The sequence below is a fragment of the Stutzerimonas azotifigens genome (genome assembly GCF_013522725.1).
GTDB lineage: Bacteria > Pseudomonadota > Gammaproteobacteria > Pseudomonadales > Pseudomonadaceae > Stutzerimonas > Stutzerimonas azotifigens_A.
This window is the reverse complement of record NZ_JAAMRF010000002.1, coordinates 46,453-60,513: the sequence shown is the minus strand read 5'-3', so window position 1 is coordinate 60,513 and position 14,061 is coordinate 46,453. Positions and strand designations below refer to the sequence as shown.

12 protein-coding genes are annotated in these 14,061 nt (G+C 64.4%); 10 read left to right on the top strand and 2 right to left on the bottom strand.

Features of this window, described 5'->3' with window-relative positions:
* Positions 1-272 precede the first annotated feature (272 nt).
* The 7 genes from G7026_RS03105 (at position 273) to guaD (ending at position 10,456) form a co-directional block, all read left to right on the top strand.
* Positions 273-1,628, top strand: coding sequence for an 8-oxoguanine deaminase (locus G7026_RS03105; RefSeq protein ID WP_181069314.1), 1,356 nt, complete (start codon positions 273-275; stop codon positions 1,626-1,628).
* A 214-nt stretch (positions 1,629-1,842) separates the two neighbouring features.
* Entirely contained in the window at positions 1,843-2,925 is a 1,083-nt protein-coding gene (locus G7026_RS03100) for a BMP family ABC transporter substrate-binding protein (RefSeq protein ID WP_181069313.1), read from the top strand.
* A 115-nt stretch (positions 2,926-3,040) separates the two neighbouring features.
* Entirely contained in the window at positions 3,041-4,012 is a 972-nt protein-coding gene (locus G7026_RS03095; RefSeq protein ID WP_181069312.1) for a 2-oxoglutarate and iron-dependent oxygenase domain-containing protein, read from the top strand.
* Positions 4,013-4,183: 171 nt separating this feature from the next.
* On the top strand, positions 4,184-5,641 hold the full coding sequence (gene xdhA / locus G7026_RS03090; RefSeq protein ID WP_181069311.1) for a xanthine dehydrogenase small subunit: 1,458 nt from the start codon (positions 4,184-4,186) through the stop codon (positions 5,639-5,641).
* Positions 5,634-8,024, top strand: coding sequence for a xanthine dehydrogenase molybdopterin binding subunit (gene xdhB, locus G7026_RS03085; RefSeq protein ID WP_181069310.1), 2,391 nt, complete (start codon positions 5,634-5,636; stop codon positions 8,022-8,024). The genes xdhA and xdhB overlap by 8 nt, the downstream gene beginning before the upstream one ends.
* A 168-nt stretch (positions 8,025-8,192) precedes the next feature.
* Positions 8,193-9,026 carry a xanthine dehydrogenase accessory protein XdhC gene (gene xdhC / locus G7026_RS03080; RefSeq protein ID WP_181069309.1) on the top strand — a complete coding sequence of 278 codons (834 nt, stop codon included), beginning with the start codon at positions 8,193-8,195 and terminating at the stop codon, positions 9,024-9,026.
* 128 nt (positions 9,027-9,154) lie between these two features.
* On the top strand, positions 9,155-10,456 hold the full coding sequence (gene guaD, locus G7026_RS03075; protein ID WP_181069308.1) for a guanine deaminase: 1,302 nt from the start codon (positions 9,155-9,157) through the stop codon (positions 10,454-10,456).
* Positions 10,457-10,460: 4 nt separating this feature from the next.
* Here the strand turns inward: guaD and G7026_RS03070 are convergent, their stop codons facing one another.
* The gene (locus G7026_RS03070) at positions 10,461-11,213 is read right to left on the bottom strand and encodes a GntR family transcriptional regulator (RefSeq protein WP_181069307.1); all 753 of its coding nucleotides are present in this window, start codon (positions 11,211-11,213) and stop codon (positions 10,461-10,463) included.
* Between the two features lie 129 nt (positions 11,214-11,342).
* Here G7026_RS03070 and G7026_RS03065 point away from each other — a divergent pair, with 129 nt between their 5' ends.
* Positions 11,343-11,969: a LysE family translocator gene (locus G7026_RS03065; protein WP_181069306.1), complete on the top strand. Its 627-nt coding sequence runs from the start codon at positions 11,343-11,345 to the stop codon at positions 11,967-11,969.
* On the opposite strand, the gene uraH is transcribed toward G7026_RS03065, so the two are convergent.
* Positions 11,966-12,319: a hydroxyisourate hydrolase gene (gene uraH / locus G7026_RS03060; protein WP_181069305.1), complete on the bottom strand. Its 354-nt coding sequence runs from the start codon at positions 12,317-12,319 to the stop codon at positions 11,966-11,968. The genes G7026_RS03065 and uraH overlap by 4 nt on opposite strands.
* Before the next feature lie 268 nt (positions 12,320-12,587).
* On the opposite strand from uraH, the gene puuE reads away from it, so the two are divergent.
* Both puuE and uraD read left to right on the top strand, forming a co-directional pair.
* The gene (puuE, locus tag G7026_RS03055; protein WP_181069304.1) at positions 12,588-13,517 is read left to right on the top strand and encodes an allantoinase PuuE; all 930 of its coding nucleotides are present in this window, start codon (positions 12,588-12,590) and stop codon (positions 13,515-13,517) included.
* A complete protein-coding gene (gene uraD, locus G7026_RS03050) occupies positions 13,514-14,029 on the top strand; it encodes a 2-oxo-4-hydroxy-4-carboxy-5-ureidoimidazoline decarboxylase (RefSeq protein ID WP_181069303.1) in 516 nt (171 codons plus the stop codon). Before puuE ends, uraD begins: the two co-directional genes overlap by 4 nt.
* The last annotated feature ends 32 nt before the right edge of the window (positions 14,030-14,061 follow it).

The following is a 14,061-nucleotide window of genomic DNA, read 5'->3' as shown; positions in this document are numbered from 1 at the left end:
TCCCACAAAAGGTTCGCGCGCCCTGTTGGGGGGCGGACTTGACCGCGAATGGCGTTAGACATCCCAAAGTCGAGTCGCTATCGTGCGTCGCGCGACGCCCGGTACGGACTAGGTTTCAGCTAGGTGTTCCTGTCTTGGCGTCCCGACCAGGCGTCCAATAGGCGCCCCGGTTAGATACTCCGACTAGGCCTCCCAACGAGGCCCCCTGGATCAGCAGACAGGGCATAACTGAGCTGGCTCACTCTGAACTCACTTTTCAGGAGAAGCCGGCCATGCCTGCAGACCGTCTCTGGATCAAGAACCCTCTCGCGCTCTTCACGGCCACCGAGCATCAGGCCCCCGGCGGGCTGGTGGTCGAGAATGGCGTCATCGTCGAGCTGCTCGGCAAGGACCAGCATCCGGCACGACCAGTCGACTCCACCTTCGACGCCAGCGCTCATGTGGTCCTGCCCGGGCTGATCAACACCCATCACCACTTCTATCAAACCTTGACCCGTGCCTGGGCACCGGTGGTCAACCAGCCGCTGTTCCCCTGGCTCAAGACGCTCTATCCGGTGTGGGCGCGACTGACCCCGGAAAAGCTCGCCCTGGCCAGCAAGGTAGCACTGGCCGAACTGCTGCTGTCGGGTTGCACCACCGCGGCCGACCATCACTATCTGTTTCCTGAAGGTCTGGAAGAGGCCATCGACGTGCAGGTCCAGGCGGTGCGCGAGCTGGGCATGCGCGCGATGCTGAGCCGCGGGTCGATGAGCCTCGGCGAAGCGGATGGCGGCTTGCCGCCCCAGCAGACGGTGCAGCAGGCCGAGGTGATCCTCGCCGACAGCGAACGGCTGATCGCCCGCTACCACGAGCGCGGCGCTGACGCGCGGATCCAGATCGCCCTCGCGCCCTGTTCTCCGTTCTCGGTCACGCCCGAGATCATGCGTGCGAGCGCAGCATTGGCCGAGCAGCATGACGTGCGCCTGCACACCCACCTGGCCGAGACGCTGGACGAGGAATCCTTCTGCCTCCAGCGCTTCGGCCTGCGCACCGTTGACTACCTGGACAGCGTCGGCTGGCTCGGCCCGCGTACCTGGCTGGCTCACGGCATTCACTTCAACGATGAAGAGATCGCCCGCCTCGGTGATGCCGGCGCCGGAATATGCCATTGCCCCAGCTCCAACATGCGCCTGGCTTCCGGCATCTGCCCAACCCTGGAACTGGAGGCTGCTGGTGCGGTGATCGGCCTGGGCGTGGACGGCTCGGCCTCCAACGACGCCTCCAACCTGATTCTCGAAGCGCGCCAGGCGTTGTATCTGCAACGCCTGCGTTACGGCGCCGAGCGGATCACCCCGGAACTGGCACTCGGCTGGGCCACCCACGGCTCCGCCCGACTGCTCGGCCGTGACGACATCGGCCAGCTCGCCGTCGGCAAGCAGGCGGATCTGGCCATGTTCACAGTCGACGCACTGCGCTTCTCCGGCAGCCACGATCCACTCTCGGCGCTGTTGCTGTGCGGTGCCGACCGCGCCGACCGGGTGATGATCGGCGGACAGTGGCGGGTCGTCGACGGCGAGATTGAAGGGCTCGACGTGCGCGGCCTGGTTGCCGATCACCGCCAGGCAGCTGCGCACCTGATCGCCGGATGACCTCGCCTCGCGCATCTGTCGCCGTTGCACCGTACAATCTGCACCTTTTTGCAGCACGCGACGGCAAAACCGCACCAGCGGGAATCGCGGAAACCGTGTTCGGTAGCCAGGTAGCGCGGGCGCCAGATTAACTGTCCAGTTGGTCAGTTTTTTGCAACAAAGCGATGCCACCCAGGCCCTATAGATAGAGAGACCAACAGGAGCGTCATCTGCCATGCAGACCAAAAACCGAAAAAACCTGCTGCGCACCCTAGCTGCAGCCATCGGCTTCAGCGTCACCCTCGGCGCTTCGGCAGCCGACCCGCTGAAGGTGGGCTTCGTCTATATCGGGCCGATCGGCGACCACGGCTGGACCTACCAGCACGAGCAGGGCCGCAAGTACATGGCCGAGAAACTCGGTGACAAGGTCGAAACCAGCTTCGTCGAAAACGTTCCCGAAGGTGCCGATGCCGAGCGCGTGATCCGCAACATGGCCAAGGGCGGCTACGATCTGATTTTCACCACCTCGTTCGGCTACATGAACCCTACGCTCAAGGTCGCCAAGCAGTTCCCCAAGGTCACCTTCGAGCACGCCACCGGTTACAAGCAGGACAAGAACCTCGGCACCTACCTGTCGCGTTCCTATGAGGGTCGCTACGTCGGTGGCTTCCTCGCCGCGAAGATGACCAAGACCAAGAAGATCGGCTATGTCGCCTCCTTCCCCATCCCTGAAGTAATCCGCGACATCAACGCCATCCAACTGGCCCTGGACAAGTACAACCCCGGCACCGAAATCCGCGTGGTCTGGGTCAACACCTGGTTCGATCCCGGCAAAGAAGCCGATGCCGCCAATGCGCTGATCGACCAAGGCGTGGACGTGATCTTCCAGCACACCGACAGCCCCGCCCCGATCCAGGCCGCCGAACGCCGTGGCGTCTACTCGGTTGGTTACGCCTCGGACATGGCGCACTTCGGACCCAAGGCCGTACTGACTTCCATCGTCAATGACTGGGGCCCGCACTACACCAAATCCGCCGAAGCCGTGATGGCCGGCACCTGGAAATCCGACGACTTCTGGGGCGGTCTGGCCGAAGACACCATCAGCCTGCCGATCAGCGATCTGGTTCCGGCCGATGTGAAAACCGAGGCAGAGGCCCTGATCGCCAGCATCCGCAGCGGTGAGTTCCATCCCTTCACCGGCCCGATCAAGGACCAGGCAGGCACTGTACGCATCCCTGAAGGGCAGGCCGCGAGCAACCAGGAGCTGGCCTCGATGAACTACTACGTGCAGGGCATCAAGGCCGACATTCCAAAATAAGACCACAGGAAAAGTGCCTTGCGTGCACACAGCCCCTCTCCCACCGAGCAGGGGCTTTTCCTGAACGGCCGCCGTGCCCGATAGCCGGCAGCCGACGCTTCAAGAGGCCAGTACCATGAACCAGTTGCCCATCATCGACATCGCGCCGCTCTACCGCTCCGACGAAAGCGGCCACCTGGAAGTCGCGCGTCAGATCGACAGCGCCTGCCGGGAGTGGGGGTTCTTCTATATCAAGGGCCATCCGATCAGCGTCGAGCGCCTCGCTGCCCTGACCGACTACGCCCGCCGCTTCTTCGCCCAGAGCAGCGACGAAAAGCTGCGCATCGACATCACCAAGAGCAGCCATCATCGTGGCTACGGTGCAATCGCTACCGAGCAGCTCGATCCGAGCCGCCCGAGCGACCTCAAGGAAACCTTCGACATGGGTTTCCATATGCCGTCCGATCACCCTGATGTACTCGCTGGCAAGCCTCTGCGCGGGCCCAACCGCCATCCCGACATGGACGGCTGGCAGGCACTGGTGGAAGGCCATTACCGCGACATGCAGGATCTGGCCTGCACCCTGCTGCGTGCCATCGCCCTGGCGCTGGGCATCGAGCGGGACTTCTTCGACAGGCGCTTCGTCGAGCCGATCAGCGTGTTCCGCATGATCCATTACCCGCCGCGCAACACCGCCAGCAGCGAGGACCAACAAGGCGCAGGCGCGCACACCGACTACGGCTGCGTCACCCTGCTGCACCAGGATCAGGCCGGCGGGCTGCAGGTGCAAAACGTACGGGGCGAGTGGATCGACGCGCCGCCCATCGAGGACACCTACGTTGTGAACATCGGCGACATGATGGCGCGCTGGTCCAACGACCGTTACAAGTCGACACCGCATCGAGTGGTCAGCCCGCTGGGCGTGGATCGCTATTCGATGCCGTTCTTCGCCGAGCCGCACCCGGATACCGAAATCAGCTGCCTGCCGGGCTGCCACGACGCGCAGAATCCACCGCGCTACGCCAGCACCACCTGCAGCGCCTACATGCTCTCGCGCTTCGCCGAAACCTACGCCTATCGGCGCACCGAACAACCTCTGGCGGTCTGAGCCAGACTCCTAATTGACCCTGTCCTGCGGCCGGGCGAGCGATCGCCCTTGGCCGCCGACGCCAAGGCACGGATGACAACCTGACTTTTAAGTCAGAATTTATTGACCCAAAAGTCAGCCAGCACTAGATTCGCCGCAAGCGAGCCAGAAGAGCAGCACCGAGGAGGCCTTGTGATCCAGTTTCTACTCAACCGAACACTGCGCAGCGAGCAGTCGCTGGACCCCAACACCACGGTACTGACCTACCTTCGCGAACAGCTGGGCAAGACCGGCACAAAGGAAGGCTGCGCCTCGGGCGACTGCGGCGCCTGCACCGTGGTGGTGGCCGAACTGACCGGACCGGAGGACGGCGAGCGCCTGCGCTATCGCACGCTCAACGCCTGCTTGACCTTCGTCTCGACCCTGCACGGCAAGCAGCTGATTACCGTCGAAGACCTCAAGCACCAAGGGCAGCTCCACAGCGTCCAGCAGGCGATGGTCGACTGCCATGGCTCGCAGTGTGGCTTCTGCACGCCCGGCTTCGTGATGAGCCTGTTCGCCTTGCAGAAGACGCAGGGGGGCAGCGGCTACGACAAGGCCGTGACCCATGAGGCACTGGCCGGCAATCTCTGCCGCTGCACCGGCTACCGGCCGATCCTCTCTGCCGCCGAGCAGGCGTGCGGCCAGGCGCAACCGGATCAGTTCGATGCACGTGAAGCGGAAACCATCACCCTGCTCAGGGCCATCACCCCACGCGAGACCGCAACCCTGGAAATCGGCGGCAACCGCTGCCTGTCGCCGCTCACGGTCGCCGACCTGGCCGAGCTTTACAGCGCCAATCCCGAGGCCCGCCTGCTCGCCGGGGGCACCGATCTCGCCCTGGAAGTGACCCAGCTTCACCGCTCCCTGCCGGTGCTGATCCACGTCGGCCACATCGCCGAGATGAAGACCATCGAGGTCTGCGCCGAGCAGATCGAGATCGGCGCCGCCACCTCGCTGACCGATTGCTACGAGGTGCTGGCCCACGACTACCCGGATTTCGGCGAACTGCTGCAGCGCTTCGCCTCGCTGCAGATCCGCAACCAGGGCACGCTGGGCGGCAACATCGGAAATGCCTCGCCGATCGGCGACTCGCCTCCCCTGCTTATCGCCCTGGGCGCGCAACTGGTGCTGCGCCAGGGCAGCGCTCGCCGCACGCTGGCCCTGGAGGACTACTTCATCGACTACCGGGTGACCGCACGCCAGAGCGGCGAATTCATCGAGAAAATCATCGTGCCGCGTCCGCAACCCGGCCAGACGCTGCGCGCCTACAAGGTCTCCAAGCGCCTGGACGACGACATCTCCGCGGTCTGTGCAGCCTTTGCACTGACGCTCGAAAACGGACGGGTCAGCCAGGCCCGAATCGCCTTTGGCGGCATGGCGGCGATCCCCAAACGCGCCGTGGCTTGTGAGCAAGCCCTGCAGGGGATGCCGTTCGATATCGACTCGATCGAGCGCGCCTGCACGGCCCTGGCCGATGACTTCACGCCGCTCAGCGACTTCCGCGCCAGCCGTGAGTACCGCCTGCTGGTGGCCCAGAACCTGCTGCGCAAATGCTTCCACGAAGCGCAGCCGCATACCTACGAGACCCGGGTGACCGCCTATGCATAGCCCTATCAAGAGCCAGGAAGAAATTGCCGCCCTGTTCAAGCAGGACCTGGTCACCGGCGTCGGCAAAAGTGTGCGCCACGACAGCGCGCCCAAGCATGTCAGCGGCGAGGCGATCTATGTCGACGACCGCCTCGAATTTCCCAATCAACTGCACGTCTATGCGCGGATGAGCGAACGCGCCCACGCGCGGATCATCCGCATCGACGTCTCGCCCTGCTACGCCTTCGATGGCGTCGCCATCGCCATTACCAGCCAGGACGTGCCCGGGCAACTGGACATCGGCCCGCTGGTGGGCGGCGACCCGCTATTGGCCGACGGCAAGGTCGAGTTCGTCGGCCAGCCCGTGATCGCCGTGGCGGCCGACTGCCTGGACACCGCACGCAAGGCGGCGATGGCCGCGATCATTGAGTACGAGGACCTTGAACCGGTGCTCGATGTAGTCGAGGCGCTTCGCAAGCGTCACTTCGTGCTCGACAGCCACACCCACAAGCGTGGCGACTCCAGCGCGGCGCTGGCGGCTGCACCGCGCCGGCTGCAGGGCAGCCTGCACATTGGCGGGCAGGAACACTTCTATCTCGAAACCCAGATTTCCTCGGTGATGCCCACCGAAGACGGCGGCATGATCGTCTATACCTCGACGCAGAACCCCACCGAGGTGCAGAAGCTCGTGGCCGAAGTGCTCGGCGTGCCGATGAACAAGATCGTCATCGACATGCGCCGCATGGGCGGCGGCTTCGGCGGCAAGGAAACCCAGGCCGCCGGCCCTGCGTGCCTCTGCGCGGTGGTCGCCCACCTCACCGGGCGGCCGACGAAGATGCGCCTGCCGCGCAACGAAGACATGCAGATGACCGGCAAGCGCCACCCCTTCTATGTCAAGTACGACGTCGGCTTCGACGACAGCGGGCGACTGCATGGCGTGGAGATCGACCTGGCCGGCAACTGCGGCTACTCGGCGGACCTCTCCGGCTCAATCGTCGACCGCGCCATGTTCCACGCCGACAACGCCTATTACCTGGGCGACGCCACCATCAACGGCCATCGCTGCAAGACCAACCTCGCCTCCAACACCGCCTACCGCGGCTTTGGCGGCCCGCAAGGGATGGTCGCCATCGAGGAGATCATGGACGCCATTGCCCGCAAGCTGGGCAAGGATCCGATCGACGTGCGCAAGGCCAATTACTACGGCAAGACCGAACGCAACGTCACCCATTACTACCAGACCGTCGAGCACAACATGCTCGAGGAAATGACCGCCGAGCTGGAAGCCGGCAGCGAATACGCTCGTCGCCGCGAGGAGATTCGTGCGTTCAATGCCGGTAGCCCGATTCTGAAGAAGGGCCTGGCACTCACGCCGGTGAAGTTCGGCATCAGCTTTACCGCGAGCTTCCTCAACCAGGCCGGCGCGCTGATCCACGTCTACACCGACGGAAGCATTCACCTGAACCACGGCGGAACCGAGATGGGCCAGGGGCTCAACATCAAGGTCGCGCAGGTGGTGGCCGAGGTCTTCCAGGTCGAGGTCGAGCGCATCCAGATCACCGCGACCAACACCGACAAGGTGCCCAACACCTCGCCGACCGCGGCGTCCAGCGGCGCCGACCTTAACGGCAAGGCCGCGCAGAACGCCGCGCAGACCATCAAGCAGCGGCTGATCGAGTTCGCCACGCGCAACTGGCAGCTGTACGAGGAGGACATCGAATTCGGTAGTGGGCAGGTACGTCTGCGCGACCAGTACATCAGCTTTGAGCAGCTGATCCAGCAGGCCTACCTCGGGCAGGTCTCGCTTTCGGCAACCGGGTTCTATCGCACGCCCAAGATCCACTACGACCGCAGCCTGGCCCGTGGGCGTCCGTTCTACTATTACGCGTACGGCGCGGCCTGCTCGGAGGTGGTCATCGACACCCTGACGGGCGAGTATCGGCTGCTGCGCAGCGACATCCTCCATGACGTCGGCGCCTCGCTGAACCCGGCCATCGACATCGGCCAGGTCGAGGGCGGGTTCGTCCAGGGGCTGGGCTGGCTGACCATGGAAGAGCTGGTTTGGAACGACAAGGGCCGGCTGATGACGGCGGGCCCTGCCAGCTACAAGATTCCTGCCGTGGCCGACATGCCGCTGGATCTGCGGGTGAAGCTGGTGGAAAACCGCAAGAACCCGGAAGACACGGTATTCCACTCCAAGGCCGTGGGTGAGCCGCCGTTCATGCTCGGCATCTCGGTGTGGTGCGCCATCAAGGATGCTGTCGCGAGTCTCGCCGACTACCAGGTGCAGCCGAAGATCGACGCGCCGGCGACGCCGGAACGGGTGCTCTGGGGCGTGGAGCAGATGCGCAACTTGAAGCAGGCGGCGAGTAAGTCTGCAGCACCGGAAACGACCCCGGCCTGACGTAGGGTGGACAACGCTCTGCTTGTCCACCATCGGCGCAACATGATCGCTTTGGTGGGAACGCTTCGCGGTTTCCACCCTACGGGCTTCGTGGAAGCGGTTGGACACCTGGCCTTGACCGCGAATATGACACCGCAAACGCATGCCTCTCGGCATCGGAGAACAGAGATGAACAGCTGGATCGACGCCCTCGCCGAGCTGCAGCACAAGGGCGAACCCTGCGTGCTGGTAACCATCATCGAGGAGCGCGGCTCCACGCCGCGCAATGCGGGCTCGAAGATGGTGGTCAGCCAGGAGCGCCTCTACGACACCATCGGCGGCGGTCATCTCGAATACAAGGCGCAGCAGATCGCCCGCGAGATGCTTGAAAACCGGGTACGCGAAACTCGCTTGGAGCGCTTCTCCCTGGGAGCCAGCCTGGGCCAGTGCTGCGGCGGCGCCACCGTGCTGCTGTTCGAACCCATGGGCCAGCCCCAGGCGCACATCGCCGTGTTTGGCGCCGGCCACGTCGGCCGTGCCCTGGTGCCGCTGCTCGCCGCGCTGCCGTGCCGGGTGCGCTGGATAGACTCACGGGTAGCCGAATTTCCGACTCAGGTCCCCCAGGGGGTCGAGTGCCTGGTCAACGACGAGGTGGTCGACGAGGTGGCGAACATGCCCGCTGGCAGCTATTTCATCGTCATGACCCACGACCACCGGCTGGACCTGGAACTGACCGCCGCGATCCTCGCCCGCGACGACTTCACCTATTTCGGCCTGATCGGCTCGAAGAGCAAACGCGCCAAGTTCGAGCACCGCCTGCGCGATCGCGGCGTGCGGCCCGAGGCGGTGCAGCGCATGCGCTGTCCGATGGGCATCGCCGAGGTCAAAGGCAAGCTGCCGGTCGAGATCGCGGTGTCCATCGCCGGGGAAATCATCGCCACCTACAACGCCCGCTTCGGCGAGAAGATCCGGGACGGCGAAAAGCCCGTGCCGATGCTGATACCCGCCTCGCGCCGAAGCTGAAGCAACAATCAATGTGGGAGCGGTCGGGGACGCCTAGTCTTGACCGCGAAAAAGGCACTATGCCGCGCCCCATCGCGGGCGCGACCACCCCCATAAATCCACTACCAACATTGCCTGACGAGAACGCCATGCCCCGCACCAAAGCCTTTCGCGCCGCCCTCCTGCACTGCCTCGCCGACCCGCGAGAGGTAGGTGTCGAGGCGTCTTACGAGTACTTCGAGGACGGCCTGCTGCTCGTGGAAGACGGCAAGGTCGCCCGGCTCGGCGCGGCGGGCGATCTGCTTTCCAGCCTGCCGGCCGGCACGGAGCTCATCGAATACCCCGACGCGCTCATCACCCCCGGCTTCATCGATACCCATATCCACTACCCGCAGGTCGGCGTAATGGGTTCCTACGGCACCCAGTTGCTGGACTGGCTGGAAACCTACACCTTTCCCAACGAAGGCCGATTCGTCGATCCGGAGCATGCGCGCGCGCAGGCGGCGCTGTTCCTCGAGGAGCTGCTGCGTAACGGCACCACCACCGCGCTGGTGTTCGGCACGGTACACAAGCAGTCGGTGGATGCCTTCTTCGAAGCGGCCGAGAAACTGGACCTGCGAATGATCGCCGGCAAGGTGCTGATGGACCGCAACGCACCGGACTACCTCACCGACACCCCAGAATCCGGCTATGCCGACAGCCGCGAGCTGATCCAGCGCTGGCATGGCAAGGGCCGCCTGCACTACGCCGTTACCCCACGCTTCGCGCCGACCAGCACGCCGGAACAGCTGGCCCTGGCCGGCAAGCTGCTCGGCGAATTCGCCGGCCTCTACCTGCACACCCATATTTCCGAAAACAAGCAGGAGGTGGAGTGGGTCAAGACGCTGTTCCCCGAGCGCAGCGGCTATCTGGACGTCTACGACCATCACGGTCTGGTCGGCGCCCGCTCGGTGTTCGCCCACGGCGTGCACCTGTGCGACGAGGAATGCCAGCGTTTGGGCGAGGCGGGTTCGGCGGTGGCGTTCTGCCCCACCTCCAACCTGTTCCTCGGCAGCGGATTGCTAGATCTGGCAAGGCTCGAAGCCCATGGCGTACGGGTCGGCCTGGGTACCGACGTGGGTGGTGGCACCAGCTTTTCCCAGCTGACGACCCTCAGCGAGGCCTACAAGGTGCTGCAGCTGCAGGGCCAGAAGCTCGATCCGTTCAAGGCGCTGTACCTGGCCACGCTGGGCGGAGCGCGGGCGCTTTATCTGGACCAGCACATCGGCAACCTGCAACCGGGCAAGGACGCCGACTTCGTGGTGCTCGACTACCAGGCCACGCCGCTGATCGCCCATCGTCTGGGCCAGGCGACCAGCCTGCAGGAGAAGCTCTTCGCGCTGATGATGCTCGGCGATGACCGTGCGGTGCGTGAAACCTTCGCTGCCGGCGTGTCGGTGCATCGCCGCTAGCCCCTCAGCGAGGCTTGCGCCCCGGCGGGCGCTCCTGCATCACATGGGAGAAGACCTGCTGCAGGTCTCCGCTACCGGCGTCCTCGCCCAGCTCGAGCTTGCTGTCGATATGGTCCATATGACTCATCATCAGCGCCACGGCTCGCTCGGCATCGCGCGAGGCGATGGCGTCGATCAGCCGGCTGTGCTCGTCGTAGGAGCAGTGCGAGCGGCTCGGGCCTTCGTACTGGGCGATGATCAGCGAGGTCTGCGAGACCAGGCTGCGCTGGAAGCTGAGCAATGGTGCGTTGCGTGCCGCCTCGGCGAGCTTGAGGTGAAACTCGCCAGACAGGCGGATACCGGCGCCACGATCACCCCGGGCGAAGCACTCGTGTTCCTCGTTGACCATGCGCCGCAAACCCTCGAGCTGATCGGAGGTGGCATGCAACGCCGCCAGCTCGGTGATCGCCCGCTCCACCAGACGGCGCGCATGCAGAATTTGTCGGGCCTCGTCGACGCTGGGGCTGGCCACCACGGCGCCGCGATTGGGCCGCAGCAGCACCACGCCCTCGTGGGCCAGTCGCGACAGGGCACGGCGAATGATCGTCCGGCTGACGCCGAAGATGCCGCCCAGCGTCTCTTCGCTCAAGCGTGTGCCGGGTGCCAGGCGCTGTTCGAGAATCGCGTCGAAGATGTGCGCGTAGACCCGGTCGTCCTGGGTTTCGGTACGGCTACGGGTAGCGCGCGGGCTGGCCAGAGGTTGCAACGATTCGCTCATCGGCATTCATGTCTCAGGGGGGCAGACCTGTAATGGCCGGCCGGGTTGCAATGATTGTATACAGCCGCATAATCGCCGTGCTTGGTTCATCTTCGCGGCGTCGAATACCACCACCCTACGGACCTTCCCATGACTCTTGAAACCTGGCTGCTGTTCGCCAGCGCAGCACTGGTGGTGATTCTCATCCCCGGGCCGCTCTCGTTGCTGATGATCAGCAACAGCCTGAACTACGGCCTGCGCCGCTCCTGGCCCGCCTATCTGGGCGGCGTCACCGCCTCGATCTCCCTGCTCTGCGCGTCGGCACTGGGTCTGGGCGCGCTGTTGCTCGCCTCGGAGCGCCTGTTCGGCGTACTCAAGATCGTCGGTGCACTCTATCTGTTCTATCTGGCCTGGCAGAGCTGGCGCGAGTCGCGCCAGGCGCAACAGGCACCGACGCTTGCCACCGCTCTGCCGGCGCCGCGTATCGGCGCGCTGTTCTGGCGTGCCTTCGGCCTTGGCGCCAGCAACCCCAAGGACATCCTGTTCTTCGCCGCCTTCCTGCCGCAGTTCCTGTCTACGCAGCAGCCGTTCCTGCCTCAGCTGCTGGTCATGGTCCTGACCTGGGCCTTGATCGACGTACTGGCCAAGCTCAGCTACGGCCTCGGCGCCCAGGGTGCGGCGCGCTATCTGCGCACCGGCCGAGGGCAAGCCTGGTTCAACCGAGTCAGCGCTGCACTCTTCGGGGGCGCCGGCGCGGCCTCGCTCCTGAGCCGCTAGCTGCCGCGGTACGTCGAATAACTGTAGGGCGAGAGCAGCAGCGGCACATGGTAGTGCGGCTGCTCGGCGCTGATGCCAAAACGCAGGACCACCACGTCGAGAAACGCCTGCTCCCCCAGTTCGACGCCGCGCCCTCGGTAGTAATCCCCAGCGTTGAACTGCAACTGATAGACGCCGGAGCGATACGCCTCCCCTTCGAGCAGCGGCGCGTCGCAACGGCCGTCTTCGTTGGTCTCGCGCTGCGCCAGCAGTTCGAGCCTGTCGCCCGCTACGCGGTAGAGCTCGACCTTGATCGCCCGGCCCGGACAGCCATGCGTCGCATCCAGTACATGAGTGGTCAAACGTCCCATCGCCTCGGGCACCTGGGTGCCCCCTCCTCTCTCTGATCTGACGGCGAGCCTAGCACGCGGTCAGTGGCCACGTGACAGTTCGCAGTCAAAGTTGTACACAAGTTTGTTAGCCATTGGCCCGTTTCGTGCTGCAGATTTCGGGGCATTCTGCTGGTATTGACCATCTGGAAGCGGCTAAACGATGAGTCGGCGGCGGTATTCCTGCTTACAAGATGTCTTTCAATTTGTATACAATATATAACCGCATCGTCCAGCCAAGGATCCGACAGTGAGCGCCGATTACCCTCGTGACCTCATCGGTTATGCCGATACCCCGCCCCATCCTCGCTGGCCGGGCGAGGCCCGCATCGCACTGTCGTTCGTCCTCAATTACGAGGAAGGCGGCGAGCGCAGCATCCTGCATGGCGACCGCGAATCCGAGGCGTTTCTTTCCGAGATGGTGTCCGCGCAACCGCTGCAGGGCGTGCGCAACATGAGCATGGAGTCGCTCTACGAATACGGCAGCCGCGCTGGCGTCTGGCGCCTGCTCAAACTGTTCAGAAAGCACCAGATTCCCCTGACGATCTTTGCCGTGGCGATGGCCGCGCAGCGCCATCCGGAGGTGATCCGCGCCATGGTCGCCGATGGTCACGAGATCTGCAGCCACGGCCTGCGCTGGATCGACTACCAATACATGGACGAGACCCAGGAACGCGAGCACCTGCGCGAAGCCGTGCGCATCCTCACCGAGCTGACCGGCGAGCGACCGCTCGGCTGGTACACCGGCCGAACCAGCCCGAACACCCGCCGCCTGGTGCGCGAAGAAGGTGGCTTTCTCTACGACTCGGATACCTACGACGACGACCTGCCCTACTGGGACCCACAGAGCACCGCGCAACGCCCCCATCTGGTGATCCCCTACACGCTGGACACCAATGACATGCGCTTCACCCAGGTGCAGGGCTTCAACAAGGGCGACGATTTCTACGAGTACCTGAAGGACGCCTTCGACGTGCTCTACGCAGAAGGCTCGGAGGGCGCGCCGAAAATGCTGTCCATTGGCATGCACTGTCGCCTGCTCGGTCGCCCGGCGCGGCTGGCCGCGCTGCAGCGTTTCATCGAGTATGCCAAGAGCCATGAGCAGGTCTGGTTCGCGCGTCGTGTGGACATCGCCCGGCATTGGCATGCCACTCATCCGTTCGAGGAGCGCAGCCAATGAACCGATTCAAGACCCTCACGCCCAGCCAAATGGATCGCGATGCTTTCGTCGCCGCCTTCGCCGACGTCTACGAACATTCGCCCTGGGTGGCCGAAACCGTCTACGGCGCAGGCGTCGACGACACGCTGGACTATGTCGAGATCATGCACGTACGCATGTCCCAGGCGATGCTTGCCGCCGGGCGCGACGAGCAGCTCGCGCTGATCCAGGCGCACCCGGATCTTGCCGGCAAGGCTGCCGTGCGCGGCGAACTCACCGCCTCGTCCACGGCAGAACAAGCCGGGGCCGGCATCCATGAATGCAGCGCCGAGGAGTTCGCCCGCTTCACCGAGCTGAACGATGCCTACAAGGCCCGCTTCGGCTTCCCCTTCATCATGGCGGTCAAGGGCAGCGACCGATACCAGATCCTCGAGGCCTTCGAGCAGCGCCTGCACAACACGCCAGAGCAGGAGTTCGCTCGCGCCCTGGCCGAAATCAACAAGATCGCCCTGTTTCGTCTGCAGACGCTCTGACCTGCACCGACCATTTCAACCTTCAAGGCAGA

What these genes read in the sequence shown, in the direction of transcription:
- G7026_RS03065 (WP_181069306.1), top strand. Translation starts at nt 11,343, where the DNA reads ATGACTCTTGAAACCTGGCTGCTGTTCGCCAGCGCAGCACTGGTGGTG.
- guaD (WP_181069308.1), top strand. Translation starts at nt 9,155, where the DNA reads ATGCCCCGCACCAAAGCCTTTCGCGCCGCCCTCCTGCACTGCCTCGCC.
- xdhB (WP_181069310.1), top strand. Translation starts at nt 5,634, where the DNA reads ATGCATAGCCCTATCAAGAGCCAGGAAGAAATTGCCGCCCTGTTCAAG.
- uraH (WP_181069305.1), bottom strand. Translation starts at nt 12,319, where the DNA reads ATGGGACGTTTGACCACTCATGTACTGGATGCGACGCATGGCTGTCCG.
- G7026_RS03070 (WP_181069307.1), bottom strand. Translation starts at nt 11,213, where the DNA reads ATGAGCGAATCGTTGCAACCTCTGGCCAGCCCGCGCGCTACCCGTAGC.
- uraD (WP_181069303.1), top strand. Translation starts at nt 13,514, where the DNA reads ATGAACCGATTCAAGACCCTCACGCCCAGCCAAATGGATCGCGATGCT.
- G7026_RS03095 (WP_181069312.1), top strand. Translation starts at nt 3,041, where the DNA reads ATGAACCAGTTGCCCATCATCGACATCGCGCCGCTCTACCGCTCCGAC.
- G7026_RS03105 (WP_181069314.1), top strand. Translation starts at nt 273, where the DNA reads ATGCCTGCAGACCGTCTCTGGATCAAGAACCCTCTCGCGCTCTTCACG.
- G7026_RS03100 (WP_181069313.1), top strand. Translation starts at nt 1,843, where the DNA reads ATGCAGACCAAAAACCGAAAAAACCTGCTGCGCACCCTAGCTGCAGCC.
- xdhC (WP_181069309.1), top strand. Translation starts at nt 8,193, where the DNA reads ATGAACAGCTGGATCGACGCCCTCGCCGAGCTGCAGCACAAGGGCGAA.